This window comes from Modestobacter sp. VKM Ac-2986 (assembly GCF_026967795.1).
GTDB lineage: Bacteria > Actinomycetota > Actinomycetes > Mycobacteriales > Geodermatophilaceae > Modestobacter.
The window spans coordinates 160,292-184,367 of the sequence record NZ_JAPVBH010000006.1 but is presented as its reverse complement, the minus strand read 5'-3'; the positions used below and the strand labels follow the sequence as shown (position 1 = coordinate 184,367).

Sequence of the window (24,076 nt, the reverse complement as noted above, 5' to 3'; positions counted from 1 at the left end):
CGGCCGAGCTGGGCAAACGGCCCGGCGTCAGGGCCAGATGGAGGCGACGACGATCAACGAGACGGCCAGCGTCGAGGCCGCGCTCACCAGGCTGGCCGGGTGGAACCCGACCTCGACCAGGTGGTGGCCCAGCTTGCCGGGGGTCAGCACGTCGAGGACGAAGAAGGCGACCACCTGCAGGGCGATGCCGACCAGACCGAAGACGACGGTGTCGAGCAGGGCGTCACCGAAGCCGCTCGTGCCGTTGGTCCAGATGGTGGTGAAGGCGATCGCGCCCTGCCCGAGGAACACCGCGCCGAGCGCGATGCCGGCGTTGACCGACCGCTCCTCGTAGATGTGCCGGGCCAGGCGGCCGGGGGTGAGCAGGTCCAGGACGAGGGCGCCCAGGACGAGGAGCACGATGCCGACGCCGGTGTAGGCGACGGCGTAGCCGATGCTGGCCAGCACGAGAGGGACCTCCAGGTGGGGACGGCGGAGCGTGCGAAGCCTAGGGGCAGCACCACGCCGGACGGTGGAACAGGCCCCGGCCCGGCGGCGCTGCACTCCACGTGACGGACGCGCTGACGCTCTTCGACGACCTCGAGCCGGCCGAGACCCCGGTGGACAGCCGGTTGCTGCAGGTCCGAACCGTCTACGCCGAGCCCGCCGCCGCCGCGTCCCCCCGCGGCCGGCAGGTGCTGGCCCGCTTCCCCGACGCCGAGCTGATCGAGGTGCCCTCGCACTGGCAGATCCCCGACCTGCACGGCAACGAGGGCAACGTCGAGCGCTGGGTGCGGGTCAAGACCGAGACGCTCGTCCTCGGGGTGAAGAAGGCGGTGACCGTGCGGCCCAACGGCCGGTCGGCGGACTTCATCGCGCCCTCCACCGCCAACGGCTGCGCGATGGCCTGCGCCTACTGCTACGTGCCGCGGCGCAAGGGCTACGCCAACCCGATCACGGTGTTCACCAACATCGACCAGATCACCCGGGCGGTGCGCCGGCACGTCGACCGGCAGGGCGTGAAGCCCGAGCCCAACGAGTGCGACCCGTTCGACTGGGTCTACGACCTGGGCGAGAACAGCGACTGCTCGGTCGACGCGCTGGTCAGCGACAACGTCGCCGACCTCATCGCCACGTTCCGCACGCTGCCGACCGCCAAGGCCTCCTTCGCCACCAAGTTCGTCAACCGGCAGCTGCTGGACCTGGACCCGCAGGGCCGCACCCGGGTGCGCTTCTCCCTCATGCCCGAGGCCGACGCACACCTGCTCGACGTGCGCACCAGCCGCATCGACGAGCGGATCGCCGCCATCGACGACTTCGTCGAGGCCGGCTACGAGGTGCACCTCAACTTCTCCCCCGTCGTGCTGCGCGAGGGCTGGGAGGCGGACTGGACGACGCTGCTGCGCCGGCTGGACGACGAGCTGTCCGAGGCCACCAAGGCCCAGGCGGCCACCGAGATCATCATGCTGACCCACAACGAGCAGCTGCACGAGGTCAACCTGGGCTGGCACCCGCAGGCCGAGGACCTGCTCTGGCGGCCCGAGGTGCAGCAGCTCAAGGTCAGCCAGAACGGGATGCTCAACGTCCGCTACCGCAACGACGTCAAGCGGGCCGGGGTCGACCGGCTGCAGCAGCTGATCGCCCGGCACGCCCCGTGGCTGCGCGTCCGGTACGCGTTCTGATGCACCTGTCGCTGCTGGACCGTGCCCGCACCCGCGCCGGCGAGCCCGAGTCGGCTGCCCTGACCGGCGCCGTGGAGAGAGCGGTGTGCGCCGAGCAGCTGGGCTACGAGCGGTTCTGGGTGGCCGAGCACCACGGCGTCCCCGGGATCGCCGGCTCGGCCCCGGCGGTGCTGCTGGCCGCGGTCGCCGGCCGGACGTCGCGGATCCGGCTCGGCTCGGCCGGCGTGATGCTGCCGCACCACCAGCCGCTGGTGGTCGCCGAGCAGTTCGCCACCCTGTCGGCCCTCGCCCCCGGCCGGGTCGACCTGGGGCTGGGCCGCTCCCCCGGCTTCACCCCGCCGGTGCGCCGGGCCCTGCGGTCGGCCGGGAAGACCGACTTCGCCGCCGACCTGGCCGAGCTGCGCGCGTTCCTCACCGGGACGGCGGAGGTCACGCTGCACCCGCGCCCCGCCGGCGACGTCCCGCTGCACGTGCTGGCCACCGGCTCCGGGCTGGCGGTGGCCGCGCAGCTCGGGCTGCCGGTCATCGTCGGCGGCCCGCTGCTGGGCGTGGCCGGCGACCCGGAGCCGGGGCTGGCCGCGCTGGCCGACTACCGGCGCACCTACCGGCCCAGCGCGCAGGCGCCGGAGCCGCGGGTGTCGGTCAGCCTCGACGTGCTGGTCGCCGACACCGCCGCCGAGGCCGCCGACCTGCTGCTCCCCGAGGCCTGGGCGATGGCGCAGGCCCGCACCACCGGCGCCTTCCCCGCGCTGGAGCCGGTGGCCGCGGTCCGGGCGCACGACTGGACCCCGCGGCAGCGCCAGTACGTCGAGCAGACCACCGCCGGGGCGGTCGCCGGCACCGCCGCCCAGGTGGAGAGCCGGCTGGCCGAGCTGCTGGAGCGCACCGGCGCGGCCGAGCTGGTCGCCTCCAGCAGCACGTACGACCGGCAGGCGCTGGCCGCGTCCGACGCGGCTGTGGCGCAGTTGTCCGGCCTGCGTGCAGGGGCCCGCGCGAGCCTGCGAGCGATGGGGGGCAGGTAGGTCCTCCCGGTCGCTCAGTCCGGCAGGGCGCCCGCGATGGCGTCGCCGTCCGGGCCGTAGACCACCGGCACCTCCCCGACGTGCTCGACGCGCGCCGGGCCGGCCGTGTCACGCAGCAGGACGGCGCGCACCCGGTCCGGTCGGGCCCGGGCGAACTCCCCGTACAGCGCGGGGTCGTGCTCGGAGGTGTCCCCGACCAGCGTCCAGCGCACGCCGGGCAGGTCGGCGGCCAGCCGCGCGAGCGAGGCCCGCTTGTGCGCCTGCCCGTCGCGGAACCAGCGGGTGTCGGTCGGGCCCCAGTCGGTGAGCAGCAGCGCGCCGGGCGGGAAGCCGTGGGTGTCCAGGAAGCGGGCCAGCGGACCGGCCAGGTTCCACGGCCCGTTGCTCAGGTAGACGACCGGCACGTGCGGCGCCCCGGAGGTCAGCTCGCGCAGCAGCCGCGCCATCCCCGGCACCGGCTCCCGCCGGGTCATCGGCAGCACGAAGGTGCGCCAGGCGGCCCGCAGCGGGGTGGCGATGCCGGTCACCAGCACCGTGTCGTCGATGTCGCAGACCACGCCCCGGGCGGCGTCGGGCGAGGCCAGGTGCACGCTCGCGGTGGCCGAACGGTCGCCGGCCCGCAGCACGACCGGCAGCGCCCCGGCGTCGGGCAGGTCCAGCGTCAGCGTCACGTCGACGAGGCCGTCGTCGTCGCTGCGGACGACGGTGCGCAGCCCGCCGACCTCGACCACGACCTCGGACCCGGCGCTCTCCAGGGTGAGGAACCGCTGCCAGCCCGGCACCGGACGGCGGTCGGCCGGGTGGGCGCTGCGCGGGGCCAGCAGCACGCGGCCGAGCACCCGCACCCGGTCGCCGCTGCCGTAGCCGGGATGGGCGAGCACGGCCGGCGTCCACCCGGCGCGCCGCGCCGCCCGGGAGGCCAGTTCGCGGACTGCGGCGTCGGCGCGGCGGGCCAGCGCGGGGAGGGAGACCACCTGCGCAGCCTGCCAGGGTGGTCACTCCGGAACGAGTTCGGCCACGACTCGCGGACACGGGCCCGAACCGGGCCCACCCGGGGACGAGCTGTGCCACGGTGCTCCCGACCAGCCCACCCCTCGTCCAGGAGGCCTCGTGCCAGCCGTCGAGATGCACGCGGTGACCAAGACCTACGCCCGCCGCGGCAAGTCCCCGCAGAAGGCGCTGGACGACCTGGAGCTGGTGGTCGAGTCCGGCGGCGTCCACGGCTTCCTCGGCCCCAACGGCTCGGGCAAGACGACGTCCATCCGGGTCCTGCTCGGGCTCATCCGCCCCGACGCCGGCGAGGTGCGGCTGCTCGGCCGGCCGGTGCCCGCCGGGCTGCCCGACGTGATCGGCAGCGTCGGCGCCCTGGTGGAGACGCCGCTGTTCTTCCCCGGCTTCTCCGGACGGCGGAACCTGCAGCTGCTCGCCGAGACCGCCGGGCTGCCCCGCACCCGGGTCGAGGAGGTGCTGGAGACCGTCGAGCTGCGCGACCGCGCCGACGACCGGTTCAAGGGCTACTCACTCGGCATGAAGCAGCGGCTGGGCATCGCCGCGGCGCTGCTCAAGTCACCGCAGCTGCTGATCCTGGACGAGCCGAGCAACGGCCTGGACCCGGCCGGCATCCGCGACGTCCGTGAGCTGATCCGCCGGCTCGGCGCCGACGGGTCGACCACCGTGCTGCTCAGCTCGCACCTGCTGACCGAGATCGAGCAGGTCGCCGACCGCGTCTCGATCATGGCCCGCGGCCGCTGCATCGCCACCGGCCCCGTGCGCGAGGTGCTCGCCGGCCGCTCGTCCGGCGACGTGCGACTGAAGGTGCCCGACCGCGCGGCGGCGGCCGCCGTGCTCACCGCCGCCGGTTACACGGTCGGCCCCACCGACGACGGACTGCTCGTGTCCGCCGTCGCGGCCCCGGGTGAGGTCACCCGGGTGCTCGCCGAACACGGTCACTACCTGGAGGAGCTGACACCGGTGGCAGCGGACCTGGAGAGCGCGTTCCTGGCGCTGACGGCGGAGCCGGCATGAGCGCCGTCCTGACCCCGCCGGAGGCCCCGACCACCCGCCCGGCCGGGCGCTTCGGCGGCCTGCTGCGCGCCGAGGGGCACCGCTTCACCGCCCGACGGTTCATCCGGGTGCTGCTGGGCCTGGCGGTGCTCGGCTGGATCGGCGTCCTGCTGATCGGCCTGGTCGGCTACGGCTCCACGACGCCGGAGCGCCTGGCCGCGGCCGAGCAGGCCCGGCAGGAGCAGGTCGACGAGATCAACGGGTACCGGGAGGAGTGCCTGGCCAGCGCCGACGTCCCCGAGGGCGTCTCGGCCGACGATTACTGCGGCCCGGTCACCACCGTCGAGGAGTTCGAGCTCCAGTACTTCCTGGACCCGGTGCCGTTCTCCCTGTCGCAGGACGGCACCAACGGGGCGGTGGCGTTCAGCGCGGCCGCCTCCGTGCTGGCCTTCCTCGTCGCGGCCACCTACGTGGGCGCCGAGTGGTCGAGCCGGTCGATGACGGCGCTGCTGTTCTGGGAGACCCGTCGCGCCCGGGTGATGGGCGCCAAGATCGCCGTCGTCGCGGTCGCTGCCCTGCTGGTCGGGGTGGTCGCCCAGCTGGCCTGGCTGGCCATGGCCGGCATCTGGCAGGCCGCGGTCGGCGACGGCGTCGCGCTGCCCGAGGGCTTCTGGACGGAGGTGCTGGCCGCCCAGGGCCGCGGCGTCCTGCTCACAGTGTGCGCCGGGCTGCTGGGCTTCGGGCTGACCAACCTGGTGCGCAACACCGGGGCCGCGCTCGGGCTGGGGTTCGTGTACTTCGCCGTCCTGGAGACCGCGGTCCGCATCGTCGAGCCGACCTGGCAGCAGTGGCTGCTCACCAACAACGCCATCGCCCTGGTGTTCCCGGGCGGTCTGGAGCTCTACCTGGGCTACGACGAGATCACCGGCGAGTCGATCACCGACCAGCTGGGCAACATGCAGGCCGGGGTCTACATGACCGTGGTGACCGCGGTGGTGGTCGGCGTCGGCGTCGTCCTGTTCAGCCGGCGCGACGCGCAGTGACCCGCGTGCTCGACCTGCGTCCTGCGGAGCCGGGGGACGCGGGGAGCCTCGGCCCCTGCCACCTCGCCTGCTGGCAGGAGACCTACGCCGGGCTGCTCTCCCCGGCCTTCTTCGCCGGCCGCTCCCCCGCGCGGTTCGCCGCCAACTGGGCGCAGCTGCTCGCCGACCCGGCGACCGCGACGGTCACCCTCGCCGAGGTCGACAGCGAGGTCGTCGGCTTCGCACAGGTCGTGCCGAGCCGGGACACCCCGCCGGTGCGCGAGGAGGAGGTGGCGTCGCTGTACCTGCGGGCCGCGCACCACGGCAGCGGCCTCGGCCAGGCGCTGCTGGACGCGGTGCTGGCCGACCGCCCCGCCTCGCTGTGGGTCGCCGAGGAGAACCCGCGGGCGCGGCGCTTCTACGAGCGCAACGGCTTCACCGCCGACGGGGCACGCGAGGTCGTCGAGTCCTGGGAGGGGCTGGCGCAGGTGCGCCTGGTGCGCTGACGAGCCGGACGTCGGTGAGGTCCGCGCGGGCGGTACGTCTCGGTGGGTGTCGCGTGGCCGCGAGCGCTGGCGCGAATGCGCTCGGCACGACATCCCGCAGGCGTGGCGTGACCCCGCGGAGGGCGCCCGCGCCAGACCTCGTGGACGCGTTGCTCGGAACCCCCGGATCCACAGCCAGTCGACCGCCCGGAACTGTCGTACCTCGAACGTATGTTCGATGCGTGACGACGACCGCGCCGCCTCCAGGTCCCCTCGGGCTGGTCGTCGACGTCGTCTACACCGGACGCCGCCACGGTGAGCCCGACCGGTCGGCCTGGTCGGACGAGGTGCTGACCACCGAGCTGCAGGCCCTGCAGCGACGGCGCGCGATGGACGCCGCCGAGGAGGCCGAGCTGATCCTGGCCCTGGCCGGCCACCGCCCCGCCTCCTCCGACCCGTCGGGTCCCGGCGCCCGCCGACCCGGCTGGACCGCCGGCGAACGGGACGGCGGCGGCGAGATCAGCGATTTCTTCCTCGCCGAGCTGTCGGCGGTGCTCAACCTCGGCCGCGGCACGGCCTCGCACCGGCTGGGCCGGGCACTGACCTGGTCGCGCAAGCTCCCCGCCACCTTCGCCGCGCTCAAGGCCGGGCAGATCGACGAGCGCCGCGCCGACGCCCTGGCCGACGTCCTCGCCCACACCGGTGCCGAGATCGCCGGGCAGGTCGAGGACGCCCTGCTGCCCGAAGCACGCGACCTGTCGGTCTACCGGCTCCGCGACCGGGCCACCGCCCTCATGCTGCAGCTGGACGCCGCGGCTGCGGAAGCACGACGTAAGGACGCCGAGCGCACCGCCGACGTCCACGTGTACACCTCGGCCACACCCGGCCGCGCGACGCTGGCCGCCGACCTGCCCACCGACGAGGCCGTCGAGTGCCACGACCTCGTCGACCAGCTCGCCCGGATGCTCAAGGCCGACGGCGACCAACGCCCCATCGGACAGCTCCGCGCCCACGTGCTCTCGACGCTGATCCGGCGCCCGGCCGACTCCGGGCTGCCGCTGATCGCGGCCGACGTCCGCATCACCGCCGGCCTCGACTCGCTGACCGGCGCCAGCAGCGCGCCCGGCGAGGTCAACGGGCTGCCGATCACCGCAGCCCACCTGCGCGAGCTGCTGGCCCGCGTCGGCGTCCTCGGCCTCACCGCACCCGACGGCGGCACGCTCGCCTATGCGGTCACCGGCCCCGACGGGCAGCTGCTGGCCACCACCACCCCCGCCGAGCTGGGCCGCCTCGCCCGCCGCGACTGCCCTGACCACCCCGCTCACGGCATCGCCGCCCGGACCGATGGCGACCGCACCCGTGACAACGCCGATGCCCCCTGCAGCTGCCCGGCCCTCGGTCCGCCACCACCGACCGGCGCCTACACACCCACCGACCGGCAGCGGGCGTTCGTCACCACCCGCGACCAGCGCTGCCGCTTCCCCAACTGCGGTCAACGCGTCGGCTGGGCAGATCTCGACCACGTCTGCGCGCACGGCGACGGCGGCGCGACCGACTGCAGCAACCTGTGCTGCCTGTGCCGGTCCCACCACCGGCTCAAGACCTTCGCCCCCGGCTGGCGCTTCCGCCTCGACGCCGACGGCACCCTGCACGTGACCACGCCCTCCGGTGTCACCCGCACCACCAGACCACCCGGCCTCCGGCCACCACCCGAGCCGGGTCCCGAGGGACCGTCGCTCGCGGAACAGCCGCCGCCCATCGACGACCCGCCGCCCTTCTGACCCACCCCACCCGACGGCTGACCCACTCACCCGACAGCACTGGCCGGCGCACCCGCGTGCTCCAAGCACCTGGGTCGCGCGCGCTGGCGTGCCCGCGGCACAGACCGCCGGGGCCCGCAGCCGCCGGCGGTTACCGTGGGCGGCGTGGCCCGTGTCGTCGTCGTCGGTGCCGGGCTCGGTGGACTCGCCGCGGCGGCTCGGCTGGCCGCGAGCGGGCACGCGGTCACCGTGCTCGAGCAGGCGCCGCGGGTCGGCGGCAAGCTCGGCTGGTACTCCCGCGACGGGTACGGCTTCGACACCGGCCCCAGCCTGGTGACGCTCCCCCAGGTCCTCGAGGACCTCTTCGCCGCCACCGGTGACCCGCTCGACCGGGTCCTCCCACTGCAGCGGCTGGACCCTGCGGTCGCCTACCGGTTCGCCGACGGGACGACCACCTCGGTCCCCGGCCGGCGCGAGGAGATCGCCGACCGGCTGGACGCCGACCTCGGCCCGGGCAGCGGCGCCCAGTGGACCGCCCTGCTCACCCGCGCCGAGGCCATGTGGCGGGCCACCGAGCAGCCGTTCCTGCGCTCCCCGCTCGCCGGTGCCGCCACCCTGGCGAAGCTCGCCCGGCAGACGTCGGACCTGCGCACCATCGCCCCCGGCCGCACCCTGCGCGGCATGGGCGGTACGTACCTCACCGACCCGCGGCTGCGGATGCTGCTCGACCGCTACGCCACCTACTCCGGCTCCGACCCGCGCCGCGCGCCCGCCGCCCTGCTGACCGTGCCGTGGGTCGAGCAGGCCTTCGGCTCCTGGTACGTCCCCGGCGGGCTGCACCGGCTGCCCGCGGCGGTCGCCGACCGCGCCACCGAGCAGGGGGCGGTGATCCGCACCTCCGCACCCGTCGCCGAGGTGCTCACCACCGGCGGACGGGCCTCGGGCGTGCGACTGGCCGACGGCGAGGTCGTGCCCGCCGACGTGGTCGTCTGCAACGCCGACGCCGCCGCGCTCTACGGCCGGCTGCTCGGTCCCGACGCCCCGGTCCGGCGGGCCCGGGCGGGGCTGCGACGGGTCACGCCGTCGTCGTCCGGGCTCGTCCTGCTGCTGGCCCTGCGCGGCCGCACGCCCGGCCTCGCCCACCACACGGTGCTGTTCCCGGAGCACTACGACGCGGAGTTCGACGCGCTGTTCGGCCGGCGCGGCCCGAAGCGCCCGGTGGCCGACCCGACGGTCTACGTCAGCGCCCCCGACGACCCGGCCACCCGCCCGGACGACGACAGCGAGTCCTGGTTCGTGCTGGTCAACGCCCCGCGGCACGAACCCGGCAGCGGCGTCGACTGGACGACGCCGGGCCTGGCCGACGCCGAGGCCGACCGGGTGCTGGCCGTCCTGGCCGACCGCGGGCTCGACGTCCGCGACCGGGTCCGCTGGCGCGTGGTACGCACCCCGGCCGACCTGGAGCGGGAGACCGGGAGCGTCGGCGGCTCGATCTACGGCACCTCGAGCAACGGCGCCCGGGCGGCGTTCCTGCGCCCGGCCAACGCCTCGCCGCTGCCCGGGCTGTTCCTGGTCGGCGGCTCCGCGCACCCCGGCGGCGGACTCCCACTGGTGACCCTGTCGGCGCAGATCGTCGCCGAGCTCGTCGGCCGGGCCTGAGCACTGCGCCTGCGCGGCCGAACGCTTACGGTCGGACGTACCGGGAGTTCTCGGTGTACGTCGACCTGCAGGGAGAACCGTGAGCACTGACGCTCAGGCCACGACGACGGCCTTCGACGCCGCCGTCACCGCAGTCCGGAAGGGTGCCGACCCCGCGGCCGAGGCGATGAGGCTGTTCGACCAGCTGACCCCCGACGAGCGACTCGGCCTGCTCGACGGCGACTGGCAGTTCTGGGACGGCTTCCTGGCCATGCTCACCGGTGGCTACAACACCGTGCCGATCCCGCACGCGGCGGTCGAGCGGCTCGGCGTCCCGGGCACCCAGTTCGTCGACGGCCCCCGCGGCTGCGTGTCCGGCAACGGCACGGCCTTCCCGGTGTCGATGGCCCGCGGCGCCACCTGGGACACCGAGCTCGAGGAGCGGATCGGCGAGGTCATCGGCCGCGAGGTGCGTGCGGTCGGCGGCAACTTCTTCGGCGGCGTCTGCATCAACCTGCTGCGCCACCCTGCCTGGGGCCGTGCGCAGGAGACCTACGGCGACGACCCGCACCACCTCGGCGAGATGGGCGCCGCACTCGTCCGCGGCACCCAGCGCCACGTGATGGCCTGCGCCAAGCACTACGCGCTGAACTCGATGGAGAACGCCCGGTTCAAGGTCGACGTCACCATCGACGACGAGACGCTGCACGACGTCTACCTGCCGCACTTCAAGCGCACCGTCGACGAGGGCGTCGCGGCGATCATGAGCGCCTACAACTCGGTCAACGGCGAGTGGGCCGGGCAGAACCGGTACCTGCTCACCGACGTCCTGCGCGACCAGTGGGGCTGGGACGGCATCACCGTCAGCGACTTCATCTGGGGCCTGCGCGACGCCGGCGCCTCGCTGGAGGCCGGCCTGGACCTCGAGGAGCCGTTCACCCAGCAGCGCGGCCAGCACCTGCGCGAGCAGCTCGAGGCCGGGACGGCGTCCTGGGACAGCGTGCAGCGCTCCGGCGTCCGGATGGTCGCGGCGATGCTGCGCTCCTACGCCGCCCGCACCGACGGCGAGTTCACGCCCGCGCTGATGGCCGACGACGAGGCCCGCGCGCTGGCCCGCGAGGCGGCCACCCGCGCCATGGTGCTGCTGCGCAACGAGCCCGTGGACGGCGCACCCGTGCTGCCGCTGGACCCGGCCACGGTCACCTCGATCGCGGTCATCGGCCGGCTGGCCACCGCCGGCAACATGGGCGACCACGGCTCCTCCGACGTCCGCGCACCCAGCAGCAGCACCCCGCTGGCGGGCATCACCGCGGCCTTCCCCGGCGCCCGGGTCACCCTGGTCGAGGACGACGACCCGGCCGCGGCCGCCGCAGCGGCGGCCGACGCCGACGTGGCGATCGTGGTCGCCGGCTTCGACGCCGCCGACGAGGGCGAGTACGTCGGCCCGGACACCATGAGCGACCCGGCGCTGCTGGCGCTCTACCCGCCGCGCCCGGACGGCGTGCGGGCCACCGGCGACGAGGTCGTGATGACCGCCGGCGAGGGCTTCGGCGGCGACCGCAGCTCGCTGCGCCTGCGCCCGGTCGACGAGGAGGTCATCACGGCCGCGGTCGCGGCCAACCCGCGCACCGTCGTGGCGATGGTCGCCGCCGGCCCGGTGCTCACCGAGGGCTGGCGCGAGCAGGTCCCCGCGGTCCTGCTGATGTGGTACGCCGGGATGGAGGGTGGGGTGGCCCTGGCCGACGTCCTCACCGGCGCCGCGGACCCCTCGGGCCGGCTGCCGTTCTCGGTGCCCACCAGCGAGGAGCACCTGCCCTTCTTCGACCGCGACGCCACCGCGATCACCTACGACCGGTGGCACGGTCAGCGGCTGCTGGACCGGCTCGGCGTCGAGGCCGCCCACCCGCACGGCTTCGGGCTGTCCTACACGTCGTTCACCATCGGCGACGTGACGGCGACCGCCGACCGGGTCACCGCCACGGTCACCAACACCGGTGCCCGGGACGGCCGGCACGTGGTGCAGGTCTACGGCCGCACCCTCACCGGCGGCTACGCCGACGAGCGCGCGGTGGTCGGCTTCGCGCCGGTCGCGGTGCCCGCCGGTGGGTCGGTGACCGTCGAGGTGCCGGTCTCGCTGCTGGCCCTGGCCCGGTGGGACGGCGACCGGCGCGAGCGGGTGCTGCCCGAGGTCACCGACGTCGAGCTCGAGGTGGGCGCCCACGCCCACGACCCGCAGGGCACCACCCTCCGGCTGGGCTGACGCCCGCAGGGGCGGGAGTGGCCACTTCCGCCCCTCCGGTCAGGCGCGGTGCCGGTACTGGCGGGGCGAGGTGCCCGTGACCCGCTTGAAGGCGTTGCTCAGCGCGCTCTCCGAGCCGTAGCCGACGGTCCGGGCGATGACGGCCAGGGTGTCGCGACCGTCCCGGACGGCCTCGGCGGCCAGCTCGATGCGCCAGCGGGTCAGGTGCTCCAGCGGCCCGTGCCCGAGTGCCCGGCGGAAGCGCGCCGCCATCGTCGACCGGGAGACCGCGGCGGTCGCGGCGAGCTCGGCGACCGTCCAGGCGTGCGCGGGGCGCTCGTGCATGGCGCGCAGCGCCGCGGCGACCACCGGGTCGGCCAGCGCGGCGAGCAGCCCGGGTGCTGCCGCGCCGGCGGTGGCCAGGTGCGCGCGCAGCACCTGCACGAGCATCACCAGGACCAGGTGCTCGACGACCAGCCGCGACCCGACCCCCGGGTGCCGGGCCTCGCGCTCCAGCTGCTGCAGCGACCAGTCCAGCGCGCCCGCCTCCGCCGTCCCGGCCGGCACCCGGACCACCGGGGGCAGCCCGTCCAGCAGCAGGTCACGGGCCCGGTCGCCGAAGTCGAAGCTGCCGCCGAGCGTGAGGACGTCGCTCCCCGTCCCTGCCCGGGCCACCCCCTCGGTCGCCGCCGCCACGTAGAGCGGGTGCGCCGGCTCCGGGTCTCGCGTCAGGTCGCTGCCCAGCCGGAAGGGCACGGGGCGGGTGAGCAGGCAGCAGTCGCCGGCGCTCAGCACGACCGGCTCCGGCTCCCCCTCCACCTGCAGCAGAGCGGTGCCGCGCCGGACGCCGACGAACTTCGCCCCGGCTGGCGGCGGGAAGGCCACGGCCCAACGGCCCCCGGCGACGAGCGGGGGCGACAGCGTGCCGCGCACACCGAGCAGGCGGAGGACGTCGTCCAGCGGGTCCGCCGACAGATCGGACTCTCGCGCAACTCCGTCGGTCTCTGCAGCATGGGCAGTCCAGCCGGACACGGTGACGATGGTGCCATGAGCTCGTTCACCACACCGTTCCCCGCCTCCGCCACCGCCGCCGAGGTGCTCGACGGCGTCGACCTGACCGGCCGCCGCTACCTGGTCACCGGCGGCGCCTCCGGGCTGGGCGCCGAGACCGTCCGGGCGCTGGCCGGTGCCGGCGCCCGGGTCACCATCGCCACCCGGGACCCGGCCGCCGGAGCCGAGCTGACCACCCGGTTCCCCGCGGTCGACAGCGTGGCCCTCGACCTCGCCGACCCCGCCTCCGTCCGCGCCCTCGTCGCCGGGTGGACCGGCCCGCTGGACGGCCTGGTGGCCAACGCCGGCGTGATGGCACTGCCCACCCGCCGGCTCACCGCCCAGGGCTGGGAGCTGCAGCTCGCCACCAACTTCCTCGGCCACTCCCAGCTGGCCACCGGCCTGCACGGAGCGCTCGCCGCAGCCGGCGGGCGTGTCACCACGGTCAGCTCGGGCGCCCAGCTGATGGGCGGGGTCGACCTCGACGACCTCCAGTTCGAGCGCCGCCCCTACGACCCGTGGACGGCCTACGCGCAGTCCAAGTCCGCCGTCGTGCTGCTGGCCGTGGGGATCACCCGGCACTGGGCCGCCGACGGGATCACCGCGAACGCCCTGGCCCCCGGGTGGATCCACACCAACCTGGCCCGGCACCTGGACACCGCCACCATGCAGGCCATGGGCGCGATGGACGCCGAGGGCCGGCTGCTCACCCCGCCGCACTACAAGACGCCCGCCCAGGGCGCCGCCACCACCGTCCTGCTGGCTGCCTCTCCGCTGCTGGCCGGGGTGAGCGGGCGCTACTTCGAGGACAACCAGGAGGCCGAGGTGGTGCCCGGCGGAACGGCGCCGGGGTCCGGGATGGTCGCCGACTGGGCGGTCGACCCCGGCACCGCCGACCGGCTGTGGGAGATCGCCCGCGACGCGGGCTGATCACGGGCACGCCGACCGGCGGCCGGGCCGGCCGCCGGTCGGGTCCCACCGCGTGCCGGCTCAGGCGTCGCGGCGGCGGAGGACGACGTAGCCGGCCAGCAGGACGGCGGCGGTCTCGGCGGCGAAGACCGCGAACCCGGTCCACGGGGCGAGCACCACCGGGTTGAACGACACGGCGGTGGCGACCTGGCTCCCGGCGTTGCCGGGCAGGAGCTTGGCCACCCACTCGCCCCACTCGCCGGGCAGCACGTAGGCCAGGTTGCCGATGACGAGGACCAGCGCCATGCCGATGGTCAGCGCGGCCGCGGTGTGCCGGATGAGCAGTCCGAGGCCCAGGGCGAACAGGCCCAGCCCGGCGAGGTAGAGCCCGCTGCCCAGCAGCGACCGCAGCACGCCGTCGTCGGACAGCGCCAGACCGACGCCCTCGCGGTCGAGGAACCAGTTGCCGCCCAGGTAGCCCAGCACGGCGGTCACCACCCCGGCGACGAACAGGACGCCGGTGAGCACCACGGCCTTGGCCGCCAGCACCAGCCCGCGCCGGGGCACCGCGGCCAGCGTCGCGCGGATCATGCCGGTGCCGTACTCACCGGTGATCACCAGCGTGCCCAGGGCCAGTGCGGTGAGCTGGGAGAAGACCAGCCCCCAGGTGATGAAGGACCCCGGGGACTCCCCCGCCTCGCCGCTGGCGATCGCGTCGGCCGCCGCCCAGCACACCAGGGTGGTCAGGCCCGCGCCGAGCAGGAAGAGCAGCGCGAGGGACCAGCGGGTGGAGCGCACGGTCCAGAACTTGACCCACTCGGCGGCCAGGGACTCCCGGAACCCCACCCGGCGGACCCCGGGGACGTGGCGGTGCGGGTCGAGGTGGACGGTGTCGATCGTGGCGGTCATCGGACGGCCTGCGCTTCCCGGACGGGCGGGACCACGGCGTGGCCACCGGCGGTGTACTCGACGCTGTCGGCGGTGAGGGTCATGAAGGCGTCCTCCAGCGAGGACCGGACCAGGGTCAGTTCGTGGACGCGCAGCCCGGCGTCCCCGAGGAGGTCGCCGACGCCGGCCGCGTCGCGGCCCTGCACCCGCAGCTCGGTCCCGTGCACCTCGACGTCCAGGCCCGCGCGGCGCAGCAGCGCCTCGGCCTCGGCGGTGCGCGGGCTGCGCACCCGCACGTGGGAGGCCGCGTGGTCGGCGATGAACTCGCTCATCGAGCAGTCGGCGAGCATCCGCCCGCGGCCGATCACGAGCAGGTGGTCGGCGGTCAGCGCCATCTCGCTCATCAGGTGGCTGGAGACCAGCACGGCGCGCCCCTGCCCGGCCAGCTCCCGGGCCAGGCCCCGCACCCAGCGGATGCCCTCGGGGTCCAGCCCGTTGACCGGCTCGTCCAGGACGACGACCGGCGGGTCGCCCAGCAGGGCCACCGCGATGCCCAGCCGCTGGCCCATGCCCAGGGAGAAGCGGCCCACCCGCTGGTCGGCCACCGACTCCAGGCCGACCAGGTCGAGCACCTCGTCGATGCGGCTGCGCGGTATTCCGTTGCTCGCGGCCAGCCAGCGGAGGTGGTCGCGGGCGGTGCGGCCCGGGTGCAGTGCCCGGGCCTCGAGCAGGGCGCCCACCTCGCGGAGCGGGGCGGGCGAGTCGGCGTAGGAGCGTCCGTTCACGGTGACGCTGCCGGCCGTGGGCCGGTCCAGGCCGACCACCATGCGCATCGTGGTGGACTTGCCGGCGCCGTTCGGGCCGAGGAAGCCGGTGACCCGGCCGGGCTCGACGGTGAAGCTCAGGGAGTCGACGACGGTCTTGTCGCCGTAGGTCTTGGTGAGGTCGCGGGCGACGATCATCGCCGGCCCCGGGAGCGTTGGCGGGGTGTGGTGTCCATGCCGACGAGCCTGTCGACGCGGGCGTCCCGCGACCATCGGGGAGCGCCCCCAGCCGACCCTGAACCGGCCCTGAGCGCACCCTGAGCGGTTCAGCTCCCGCCGAGGTGCCCGCCGCCCAGGAACAGGCTCAGCAGGAACGCCCAGCCGCCGGTCAGCCGACGGGCTCCCGGGCGGGGCGCCCGGACGCCGGGGAACGGCCCCGACAGCAGCAGGAGCGCCAGCACACCGAAGGGGTTCCACTGCAGCCAGAACCAGGCCCAGCGGGTGGCCCGTTCCGGGACCGGCCCGGCGACCAGCAGGAAGAGCACGGCCACCCACTCGGCCAGCACGAGCAGCCCCACCCAGCCCGGGACCCACCAGCCGAACACCTCCGACGAGGAGGACGGCTCGTCCAGGGGCAGGACGCGGACGCCCGCGGTGCGCAACTGGTCGGCCATCCCGGTGTCGAACACCTGCCGGGAGTCAAGCGGCGCGTCGACGCCGGGGCTGACGTCCCAGCCCTCGGTGCGGTGGGACAGCAGCCCCTCGCGCCAGACGGCCTCCTGGACGACGTACCCGGTGGCGCCGGGTCCCAGCCCCTCGCTGAGCTGCACCTCGGTCACCCGGCCGGAGTCGACCGCGGCGCGGAGGTCGTCCAGGGAGGCCGGGCGCTGACCTGCGACCAGGGTGGCCAGCGCGATCGCCAGCCACCCGGCGACCAGCGCCACCCGCAGCGCCGTCCAGGGGTCCCGCAGCCTCGCCGGTGGACGGCGCGGCTCACGATCGGTCGGTGCGGCAGCGGCCGGCAGCATGGCGCGACCCTAGGACCGGACGACCTCCAGCGGTTGCGGAACACGCCCGTCCGTCAGTCGACGACCGTCCCGGCCGGTGCGGTCGGCGCGCCGGCCTCCAACCAGCGCAGCAGGGTGCGGGCGGCGAAGCCCGTGCCGCCCTTGACCACCTCGGCGTCGTCGCTGCCGGCGCGGGCCGGGCCGGCGACGTCCAGGTGGGCCCACGGCAGGTCGCCGGCGAAGGGCTGCAGGAACAGCGCGGCGGTGGTCGAGCCGGGGTTGCCCGGGGCGTTGTTGGCGTCGGCCACCGGGGAGTCCAGCTGCGCGCGCAGGTGCCCGACGTGCTCCTCGCCCAGCGGCATCCGCCAGAACTGCTCCCCGGCGTGCCCGGCCGCGGTGAGCAGCGCGTCGGCCAGCCCGTCGGCGGTCGCGTAGAGCCCGGCGGTGCGGGCACCCAGCGCCGTCTTCATCGCGCCGGTCAGGGTGGCGACGTCGACGAGCACCGTGGCGCCGAGGGAGAGCCGGGCATGGGCCAGGGCGTCGGCGAGCACCAGCCGGCCCTCGGCGTCGGTGTTGCGCACCTCGGTGGTGCGCCCGCCCACGTGCCGGACGACGTCGGCCGGCCGGTAGCTGGCGCCGCCCACCGCGTTCTCGGCCACCGCGACCACCGCGGTCACCGGGGTGGCCAGCTGCAGCCGGGCGGCGGCGTCGACCGCGGCCAGCACCGCCGCTCCCCCGGCCATGTCGGTCTTCATGTCCCGCATGCCGGCGTTGGTCTTGATCGACAGCCCGCCGGTGTCGAAGGTGATGCCCTTGCCGACCAGCACCGGGTGCACCGGCCCGGCGGCGCGGTAGGCCGCGATGACCACGCACGGCGGGGACGCCGAACCGCCGCCGACGGCGAGCACGCCGCCGAACCCCCCGGCCGCGAGCTCGGCGGGGCCGAGCACCGTGACCGTCACGTCGGGCAGCCCGCCCAGGCGCGCGGTGACCTGCGCGGCCAGCCAGGCCGGGTCCTTGGTGCTGCTGGGGGTGTTGACCAGGTCGCGGGCCCAGGCGACCGACTCCGCGGTGACCTGCCCGGCCCGTGCGGCGGCGGCGACGGCGGGGTCCGCGGCATCGGCGGCGACCACGAGCACGTCGGCCAGCCGCGCCGGGTGCGGGGCGGAGGTGTCCCGGTAACGGTACCCGGCCAGCAGCGCCGTCTCGACCGCGGTGCGCACCTCGTCGGCGCCGGCCGGGGAGACGTCGGTGTCCAGCGGCAGCACCAGCCGCCGGGCGCCGGACCCCGCGAGGTCCTGGGCGCGCCGCACGGCGACCGCGACGGCCGACCGGAGCTGGGGCAGCGTGGCGTCCCCGACGCCGACGGCCAGCACGGTCCGCGGCCGGCGGCCGGGGACGGGCACGGCGGTGAGCCCACCGGGCTTGCCGCCGTTGCCGGTGTCGGCGAGCGCGCCGGTGAGGAACGCGGGATCGACCACCTCGGCGGTCAGCCAGTTCGGCAGCGCACCGCGCGCGCCGACCGGGACGACCAGCACGTCGTCCCCGGTCAGCGGGGGCAGCTCGTGCATGACGGCGACCCGGGGGAACGGCGCGGCCCCGGCCGCCGGCGTGCTGCCGGCGGCCGGGGCCGTGTCGTCGTCCGCGGGGCTGCCCGGGGGCAGGCTCGCGGCGGGGGTCAGCTGGTCGCGCCCGTCAGTGCCTCGGAGAGGGCGGTCGCCTCGTCGGGGGACAGCTCGACGACCAACCGGCCGCCACCCTCCAGCGGGACGCGCATGACCAGGCCGCGGCCCTCCTTGGTGACCTCGAGGGGACCTTCACCCGTGCGCGGCTTCATGGCCGCCATGCGTGCCTCCTTCACCGGCCACCCACGGTCCGGTTGGGCCGTGGTGTGGCGACTGTTCGTGCTGAGCTCTCCCCCATGATCCCGTATCCGGGCCGATCGACCAACCGGACCCCTCAGTACCGCTCCTCCGGGTGGGCCCGGAAGCAGTCGGCGACGTGGTCGTCGACCATCCCGGTGGCCTGCATCAGGGCGTACCCCGTGGTCGGTCCGACGAAGACGAAGCCCCGCCGCTTCAGCTCCCTGGCCAGCGCGATCGACTCCGGCGAGGTGGCCGGGACGTCGGCGAGGGTGCGCGGCCGGGGCCGCGGACCGGTCGGCGCGAAGGACCACAGCAGGGCCGACAGCCCCTCCGGGACCTCCAGTGCGGCCCGGGCGTTGCGCACCGCGGCCGCCACCTTCGCCCGGTTGCGGACGATGCCCGCGTCGGCCATCAGCCGCGCCTCGTCCTCGGCGGTGAACGCCGCGACCGCGGCGACGTCGAACCCGGCGAAGGCGGCCCGGAACGCCGGGCGCTTGCGCAGGATCGTGATCCAGGACAGCCCGGACTGGAACGCCTCCAGGGTCAGCCGCTCGAACAGGGCGTCGTCGCCGTGCAGCGGCCACCCCCACTCCTCGTCGTGGTAGGTCACGTACTCGGGGGCGCTGGTCGCCCAGCCGCACCGGATCGGCTCCACGGCGCCGACGCTAGCCGCCGCCCTCACCCCACGGCGGCCTGAACCGCCCCGCCGGCCAGGTCCACGACGTAGAGGTCCCGGACGCCGTTGGTATCGGTCGGCTGCAGGGCGTTGGAGGTGGTCACGAACACCCGGTCGCCGGTGACCGGCACCGTGCGGCCGTACTCCGCCGGGGCGATCGAGCCGGTCGGGCCGGGGCCGGCGCGGCCGGCGGCGTCGGCGGTGACCAGCACCAGCGGCCCGCGCACCCCGCCGTCCAGGTCGCGGCGCAGGTGGTCGGTGTGGCCGTTGACGTCCCCGGGCACCTGGGCGGCCACGGTGCCGAAGAAGCCGCACCGGCCGGTCGGGTCGAGGGCGACCTGGTGCTCCCACGCCGTCGTCTGCCCGTCGCCCATCGCCACCGCCGTGCCGGTGGCCGTGTCGACGCGGTACGCCAGGCCGGTGGTCCAGGCGGCGGTCGGCGTGGCCGTGCCGAGCTTCGCCGCCGTCACCAGCGCGACGTACCGGCCGTCGTCGCTGAGGTCGACGTCGCCGACGTCGCGGAACACGGGGAACTCGGTCGTCCGCCCGGCGCCGGTGACCGCCGAGACGACGGTGACCGCGCCGGCACCCGCCCCGGACAGCGTCTTGCGGTAGAGCACCAGCGGGCCGCTGGAAGAGGTCGCCGGGAAGAGCGCGAACCGGCCGTCGGGCGTCAGCGCCAGCGCCGGGCCGAGCGCCGTCCGCGGCAGGTCGGTGCCGGTCGCGGTGGCCGAGACGCGGGTGACGGTGCCGGTGGTCATCGACTTGGCGAAGACGTCGACCGCGCCGTTGGTGTCCCGGGCGACCAGGTCGGCCCGCGCCGAGTAGAAGACCACCAGGTCCCCGTCGGCCGACACCGCCACGCTCGGGCTGGTCGCGTACACCGACGGCCCGGTCTGCAGCACCGTGCCCGCGACCGTGCCCACCCGGCCGCCGGCCGGGACGCTGACCGGCGTCCAGCGGCCGGTGGTGGTGTCCAGCCGGTAGACGTCGGCGAGGCGGTTGGTGTCCTCGGGCACCAGGGCCGCGGTGGTGGCCAGGACGACGTACCGGCCGTCGTCGCTGACCGCCGGTGCGCTGGTGTTGGTCGGGTCGCTCGCACCGGTGGCGCCGGCCGGCAGCGGCGCGATCCGCCGGGCGGTGCCGGCGGTGCGGTCCAGGAGGTACAGCTCGTGGGCGGTGTTGGTGTCCGCCGGCTCCAGCGGAGCCCGGGTGCCGACGACGACGAAGCGCCCGTCCCCGCTGACGGCCAGCCCACCGGTCTCCCCGGCGCCCTGCACCGGCACCGCGCGGGCGGCCGGGGTCACCGTGACCGGGGCCGAGGCGCCGGAGGCGTTGCCCGAGGCGTCCACCGCCACGACGGTGAACGTCGCGGTGGCACCGTTGGACAGCCCGCCGACGACGGCCTGCGTCGCCGGCGCGGTCACGGTCGCCACGACCGTCCCGTCGCCGGCGAGCACCCGGTGGGCGGCGAGGTCGGGCTCGGTGCCCGCCGTCCACGACACCGTGGCCTGCCCGTCGCCGGGGGTCGCGCTCACGCCGGTCGGGGCCCCGGGCGCCGTCCGGTCGGTGGGGGTGGCCGGCACCTCCGGCGAGGGGGTCGAGGGGTTGCCGGCGGCGTCCACCGCCACCAGCGTGTAGCGGTACGTCGTCCCGTTGACCAGCCCCTCGTCGCGGTACGTCGTGCCGGTGACAGTGGCGACCAGCCGGCCGTCCCGCAGCACCCGGTGGGTCGCGGCGTCGGGGTCGGCCGGCCAGGACAGCTCCACCGCACCGTCGCCCGCCGTGGCGGCCGGCCCGGCCGGGACCGCCGGTGCGGTCGTGTCCCGGGGGGTGGCGGCGACCTCGTCGGAGGGGAGGGAGGTGTTGCCGTGCCCGTCCTCGGCGACCAGCGTGTAGCGGTACGTGCGGCCGTCGACCAGGCCACCGTCGACGTGGGACGTCGCGCCGCGCACCACCGCGACCTGGACGCCGTCGCGCAGCACCCGGTGGGCGACCACGTCGGTCTCGGCGGGCGGAGCCCACGACAGCTCGACCCTGCGGTCCCCCGCCAGCGCCGACAGCCCGGTGGGCGCGGCCGGCGCCGTGAGGTCGGTCGGGGTCGCCGGCGCCACCGGGGTGGAGGCGGGCGACCAGTTGCCCGAGGTGTCGCGCACCTGCAGCGCGTAGCCGTAGGTGCGGTCGTTCACCAGGCCGGTGTCGGTCCAGGTGGTCGTGCCGCGCCCGGGCAGCAGACCGGAGACGGGCACGCCGTCCCGGAGCACCTGGTAGCCGTCCACGTCGTACTCGGGGCCCGCCGTCCAGGACAGCGTCACCTGGCCGTCGCCGCGCACCGCGACCGGGGCGGCCGGTCGGGCCGGGGCGAGGGAGTCCGCCGGGACGCCGGTGACCGGGGGGCTCGCCGTCGTCCCCTCGGTCGCGGTGCCGGCGACCAGGGTGCCGGCCCGCACGGTGATCACGTAGCTGCGGCCGTTGACCAGCCCGGTCACGGTGGCCGAGGTGGTGGTGCTCGTCGGCCCCGGCACCCCGTCGACCCAGACCCGGTAGCCGACGACGCCGGGCTCGGTCGAGGCGGTCCAGGAGACCACCAGCGACCGGTCGGCGGGCTGGGTCGTGACGTTGCTGGGCGGGGTCGGGTTGGTGTAGCTGGCCGCCTGCAGCCCCGGCGCGCTCACCGGGCCGGCGCTGCCGGGGACCCCCGCCGCCACGGCCAGGACCGCTGCTGCGCCGACCGCCCAGCTCCGGCGCTGCCTGGATCGTTCCGTGCGACCGCTGTGCCGACCCATGCCCGACCTCCTGCGGGCGCCGGCCGTGCGCCGGTGCCCGCAGCGGTTCTCGGCTCCTGCGGTCCGGGGTTGAGCCGAGCCGCCCAGCCGGGCCGACCGTCACGGACGGGCGGCGGGCACCTCGGCGGCCGCGTCGTCCGTCGTGCCCGCCGCAGCGGGGCTGCGCCGGGTGGCGAGCACGCAGCCGACCAGCACCAGCGGCAGCCCGACCGCCAGCCCCAGCGTGAACGGCTCGTCGAGCAGCAGGACGCCGAGCCCGACCGCGACCGCCGGGTTGACGAAGGTGATCACCAGCGCCCGCTGCGGCCCGGCCTCGCGGATGAGGGCGAAGAACAGCGCGAGCGCCGCAGCGGTGCACACCGTGCCGAGCAGCACCACCGCCGTCCAGGCGTCGGCGGTGACCTCGGCGGCGTCCCCGAGCCGTGGGACGGCGAACGGGGCGTAGACCACCGCGGTCACCACCAGGGCGACGGCGCTGGCGGTCACCCCGGGCACGTCGGACAGCCGGCGGCTGATCACCATCGGCGCCGTCGCGTACCCCACGACGACCAGCGCCACGGCCAGCAGCGGCCCCAGCTGCGCCCCGCCGACGTCCAGGCCGAGCAGGACGGCGATGCCCACCACGCCCACGAGCATCCCGGCCACGCGCACCGGCGACAGCCGCTCCTCCTCCCCCGCCAGCCGGGCGGTCAGCGCGGCCACGAACGGCACCCCGGCCACCAGCAGGCCGGTGAGCGAGGACGACAGCTCGGTCTCCGCCCACGACAGCAGCAGCCACGGGACGGTCATCTCCAGCACCGTGAACAGCAGCAGCGCCCGCCAGTGCTGCCGGACCGCCGGGCCCAGCCGGCCGCGGGCCAGGACCCACGGCAGCAGCAGCGAAGCCCCGATGGCACAGCGGAGGAACACCACCGTCACCGGTGAGAACTCCTCGACCGCCACCTTGATCAGCAGGTAGGGCACGCCCCAGATCACCGCCAGCGCCACGAACAGCACCCAGCCGCGCCGGCTCACGCCCGCTCCCCCGCACCCGTCACGCGGCCATCATGGCGGTGGGTTTCCCGGGGGCGGGCGGCGGGCAGGTCGGCCCCGTGACCGCACCGCACGACCGCCCGCGGCACGACCGCCGCCGCCTGCTCGTCTCCGGGCTGCTGCTGGGGCTGGGCGCGGCCGGCGCGGTCGACGAGATCGTGTTCCACCAGCTGCTGCACTGGCACCACTTCTACGACCGGTCCAGCGGCACGGCCGGACTGGTCTCCGACGGGCTGCTGCACGCGGCCACCTGGTCGGCCACGGTCGCCGGGCTGGCCCTGCTCGCCGACGTCCGCCGCCGGGCCTCCTTCGCCCCGGCCCGCTGGTGGGGCGCCGTGCTCGTGGGCGCCGGGGCCTTCCAGACCTGGGACGGCGTCGTGCAGCACAAGCTGCTGCGGCTGCACCAGGTCCGCTACGGCGTCGACCTCACCGGCTACGACCTGGCCTGGACCGGCGCCGGCGTGCTCGTGCTGCTGGCCGGCGTCGTCCTGCTGCGACGGGACCGGACGACGGCGTGACCGTGCTGGTCTGCGTGCTCGCGGCCGCCGGCTACGTCGGCGCGGCCCACCTCGTGCCCGTCCTCCGCGACCGGCCGCGGTGGCCGGTGGCGCGGACGGCCGCCTGGCTGGCCGGGCTGGGCTGTGTGGCCGCGGCGCTGACCGGGCCGCTGGCCACCGCGCACGGCGACCTGCGCGCGCACATGGCCGGCCACCTGCTGCTGGGCATGGTCGCGCCGCTGCTGCTGGTGCTCGCCCGGCCGGTCACCCTCGCGCTGCGCACGCTGCCGCTCCCCGCGGCCCGGCGGCTGAGCCGGGTGCTGCGCAGCGCGCCGCTGCGGGTGCTCGGCGACCCGTTCGTCGCGGTCGCGCTGAACGCGGCCGGGCTGTGGGTGCTCTACGGCACCGGGCTGCTCGCCGCGATGGTGCACTCCCCCGGGCTGCACCTGCTCGTCTCGGTGCACGTGCTGCTCACCGGCTGGCTGGCCACCGCCGCCGTCCTGGCGCTGGACCCCGCACCCCACCGGCGGGGCGTCCCCGCCCGGGCGGTCGCGCTGGCCGCCGGTGCAGCGGCGCACGACGTGCTGGCCAAGGCGCTCTACGCGCACCCGCCGGCCGGCACGCTGCGCGCCGAGGAGGGCGCCCAGCTGATGTACCACGGCGGCACCGCGGTGCACCTGCTCGTCGCGGCGGTGCTGTGGCGGCAGTGGTACCGCTCCCGCGATGCCGTCCGGTCCGCCGAGCGAGCCGCCCTCGCCGCCGCGTGAACCC

Annotated in this window: 22 protein-coding genes; 11 read left to right on the top strand and 11 right to left on the bottom strand. The window is 75.9% G+C overall.

What is annotated here, in order from left to right; all coding sequences use genetic code 11:
• Positions 1-27: 27 nt before the first annotated feature.
• On the bottom strand, positions 28-447 hold the full coding sequence (locus O2W14_RS16340; RefSeq protein ID WP_269177169.1) for a DUF350 domain-containing protein: 420 nt from the start codon (positions 445-447) through the stop codon (positions 28-30).
• Positions 448-548: 101 nt separating this feature from the next.
• Between O2W14_RS16340 and O2W14_RS16335 the strand changes: the two genes are divergently transcribed.
• Entirely contained in the window at positions 549-1,661 is a 1,113-nt protein-coding gene (locus O2W14_RS16335; RefSeq protein ID WP_269177168.1) for a spore photoproduct lyase family protein, read from the top strand.
• Positions 1,661-2,683 carry an MsnO8 family LLM class oxidoreductase gene (locus O2W14_RS16330; protein WP_269177167.1) on the top strand — a complete coding sequence of 341 codons (1,023 nt, stop codon included), beginning with the start codon at positions 1,661-1,663 and terminating at the stop codon, positions 2,681-2,683. The genes O2W14_RS16335 and O2W14_RS16330 overlap by 1 nt, the downstream gene beginning before the upstream one ends.
• Before the next feature lie 14 nt (positions 2,684-2,697).
• Here O2W14_RS16330 and O2W14_RS16325 read toward each other — a convergent pair whose 3' ends face one another.
• Complete coding sequence (locus O2W14_RS16325) at positions 2,698-3,657, bottom strand: App1 family protein (protein WP_269177166.1); 960 nt, start codon at positions 3,655-3,657, stop codon at positions 2,698-2,700.
• Positions 3,658-3,793: 136 nt separating this feature from the next.
• On the opposite strand from O2W14_RS16325, the gene O2W14_RS16320 reads away from it, so the two are divergent.
• The 6 genes from O2W14_RS16320 (at position 3,794) to O2W14_RS16295 (ending at position 11,852) form a co-directional block, all read left to right on the top strand.
• Entirely contained in the window at positions 3,794-4,708 is a 915-nt protein-coding gene (locus tag O2W14_RS16320; RefSeq protein ID WP_269177165.1) for an ABC transporter ATP-binding protein, read from the top strand.
• Positions 4,705-5,730: an ABC transporter permease subunit gene (locus O2W14_RS16315; protein ID WP_269177164.1), complete on the top strand. Its 1,026-nt coding sequence runs from the start codon at positions 4,705-4,707 to the stop codon at positions 5,728-5,730. Before O2W14_RS16320 ends, O2W14_RS16315 begins: the two co-directional genes overlap by 4 nt.
• On the top strand, positions 5,727-6,215 hold the full coding sequence (locus tag O2W14_RS16310) for a GNAT family N-acetyltransferase (RefSeq protein ID WP_269177163.1): 489 nt from the start codon (positions 5,727-5,729) through the stop codon (positions 6,213-6,215). Before O2W14_RS16315 ends, O2W14_RS16310 begins: the two co-directional genes overlap by 4 nt.
• 221 nt (positions 6,216-6,436) lie before the next feature.
• Positions 6,437-7,975 (top strand): HNH endonuclease signature motif containing protein, encoded by a 1,539-nt coding sequence (locus O2W14_RS16305; protein ID WP_269177162.1) that lies wholly within the window; start codon positions 6,437-6,439, stop codon positions 7,973-7,975.
• A gap of 144 nt (positions 7,976-8,119) precedes the next feature.
• On the top strand, positions 8,120-9,613 hold the full coding sequence (locus O2W14_RS16300; protein ID WP_269177161.1) for a phytoene desaturase family protein: 1,494 nt from the start codon (positions 8,120-8,122) through the stop codon (positions 9,611-9,613).
• A gap of 79 nt (positions 9,614-9,692) precedes the next feature.
• Positions 9,693-11,852, top strand: a complete 2,160-nt coding sequence (locus tag O2W14_RS16295) for a beta-glucosidase family protein (RefSeq protein ID WP_269177160.1) — start codon at positions 9,693-9,695, stop codon at positions 11,850-11,852.
• 39 nt (positions 11,853-11,891) lie between these two features.
• On the opposite strand, the gene O2W14_RS16290 is transcribed toward O2W14_RS16295, so the two are convergent.
• Positions 11,892-12,863, bottom strand: coding sequence for an AraC family transcriptional regulator (locus tag O2W14_RS16290; protein ID WP_269177159.1), 972 nt, complete (start codon positions 12,861-12,863; stop codon positions 11,892-11,894).
• Positions 12,864-12,878: 15 nt separating this feature from the next.
• Here O2W14_RS16290 and O2W14_RS16285 point away from each other — a divergent pair, with 15 nt between their 5' ends.
• The gene (locus O2W14_RS16285) at positions 12,879-13,811 is read left to right on the top strand and encodes an SDR family NAD(P)-dependent oxidoreductase (protein ID WP_269177158.1); all 933 of its coding nucleotides are present in this window, start codon (positions 12,879-12,881) and stop codon (positions 13,809-13,811) included.
• A gap of 60 nt (positions 13,812-13,871) precedes the next feature.
• On the opposite strand, the gene O2W14_RS16280 is transcribed toward O2W14_RS16285, so the two are convergent.
• The 8 genes from O2W14_RS16280 to O2W14_RS16245 form a co-directional block, all read right to left on the bottom strand.
• Entirely contained in the window at positions 13,872-14,699 is an 828-nt protein-coding gene (locus tag O2W14_RS16280) for an ABC transporter permease (RefSeq protein ID WP_269177157.1), read from the bottom strand.
• A complete protein-coding gene (locus O2W14_RS16275) occupies positions 14,696-15,640 on the bottom strand; it encodes an ABC transporter ATP-binding protein (RefSeq protein WP_269177156.1) in 945 nt (314 codons plus the stop codon). Before O2W14_RS16275 ends, O2W14_RS16280 begins: the two co-directional genes overlap by 4 nt.
• A 128-nt stretch (positions 15,641-15,768) precedes the next feature.
• Positions 15,769-16,470 carry a hypothetical protein gene (locus O2W14_RS16270; RefSeq protein ID WP_269177155.1) on the bottom strand — a complete coding sequence of 234 codons (702 nt, stop codon included), beginning with the start codon at positions 16,468-16,470 and terminating at the stop codon, positions 15,769-15,771.
• Between the two features lie 53 nt (positions 16,471-16,523).
• A complete protein-coding gene (locus O2W14_RS16265) occupies positions 16,524-18,020 on the bottom strand; it encodes a leucyl aminopeptidase family protein (RefSeq protein ID WP_269177154.1) in 1,497 nt (498 codons plus the stop codon).
• Positions 18,021-18,127: 107 nt separating this feature from the next.
• Entirely contained in the window at positions 18,128-18,295 is a 168-nt protein-coding gene (locus O2W14_RS16260; RefSeq protein WP_163611568.1) for a DUF3117 domain-containing protein, read from the bottom strand.
• 113 nt (positions 18,296-18,408) lie between these two features.
• The gene (locus tag O2W14_RS16255; protein ID WP_269177153.1) at positions 18,409-18,969 is read right to left on the bottom strand and encodes a DNA-3-methyladenine glycosylase I; all 561 of its coding nucleotides are present in this window, start codon (positions 18,967-18,969) and stop codon (positions 18,409-18,411) included.
• 23 nt (positions 18,970-18,992) lie between these two features.
• Positions 18,993-21,665 (bottom strand): fibronectin type III domain-containing protein, encoded by a 2,673-nt coding sequence (locus O2W14_RS16250; protein ID WP_269177152.1) that lies wholly within the window; start codon positions 21,663-21,665, stop codon positions 18,993-18,995.
• Positions 21,666-21,875: 210 nt separating this feature from the next.
• A complete protein-coding gene (locus O2W14_RS16245; RefSeq protein ID WP_269177151.1) occupies positions 21,876-22,790 on the bottom strand; it encodes a DMT family transporter in 915 nt (304 codons plus the stop codon).
• 77 nt (positions 22,791-22,867) lie between these two features.
• Here O2W14_RS16245 and O2W14_RS16240 point away from each other — a divergent pair, with 77 nt between their 5' ends.
• Complete coding sequence (locus O2W14_RS16240) at positions 22,868-23,326, top strand: DUF2243 domain-containing protein (RefSeq protein WP_269177150.1); 459 nt, start codon at positions 22,868-22,870, stop codon at positions 23,324-23,326.
• On the top strand, positions 23,323-24,072 hold the full coding sequence (locus O2W14_RS16235; RefSeq protein ID WP_269177149.1) for a cytochrome c oxidase assembly protein: 750 nt from the start codon (positions 23,323-23,325) through the stop codon (positions 24,070-24,072). The genes O2W14_RS16240 and O2W14_RS16235 overlap by 4 nt, the downstream gene beginning before the upstream one ends.
• Positions 24,073-24,076 lie beyond the last annotated feature (4 nt).

Coding starts and splice junctions, on each gene's coding strand:
- O2W14_RS16330 (WP_269177167.1), top strand. CDS start 1,661: ATGCACCTGTCGCTGCTGGACCGTGCCCGCACCCGCGCCGGCGAGCCC.
- O2W14_RS16315 (WP_269177164.1), top strand. CDS start 4,705: ATGAGCGCCGTCCTGACCCCGCCGGAGGCCCCGACCACCCGCCCGGCC.
- O2W14_RS16285 (WP_269177158.1), top strand. CDS start 12,879: ATGAGCTCGTTCACCACACCGTTCCCCGCCTCCGCCACCGCCGCCGAG.
- O2W14_RS16280 (WP_269177157.1), bottom strand. CDS start 14,699: ATGACCGCCACGATCGACACCGTCCACCTCGACCCGCACCGCCACGTC.
- O2W14_RS16275 (WP_269177156.1), bottom strand. CDS start 15,640: ATGATCGTCGCCCGCGACCTCACCAAGACCTACGGCGACAAGACCGTC.
- O2W14_RS16270 (WP_269177155.1), bottom strand. CDS start 16,470: ATGCTGCCGGCCGCTGCCGCACCGACCGATCGTGAGCCGCGCCGTCCA.
- O2W14_RS16265 (WP_269177154.1), bottom strand. CDS start 18,020: ATGCACGAGCTGCCCCCGCTGACCGGGGACGACGTGCTGGTCGTCCCG.
- O2W14_RS16260 (WP_163611568.1), bottom strand. CDS start 18,295: ATGGCGGCCATGAAGCCGCGCACGGGTGAAGGTCCCCTCGAGGTCACC.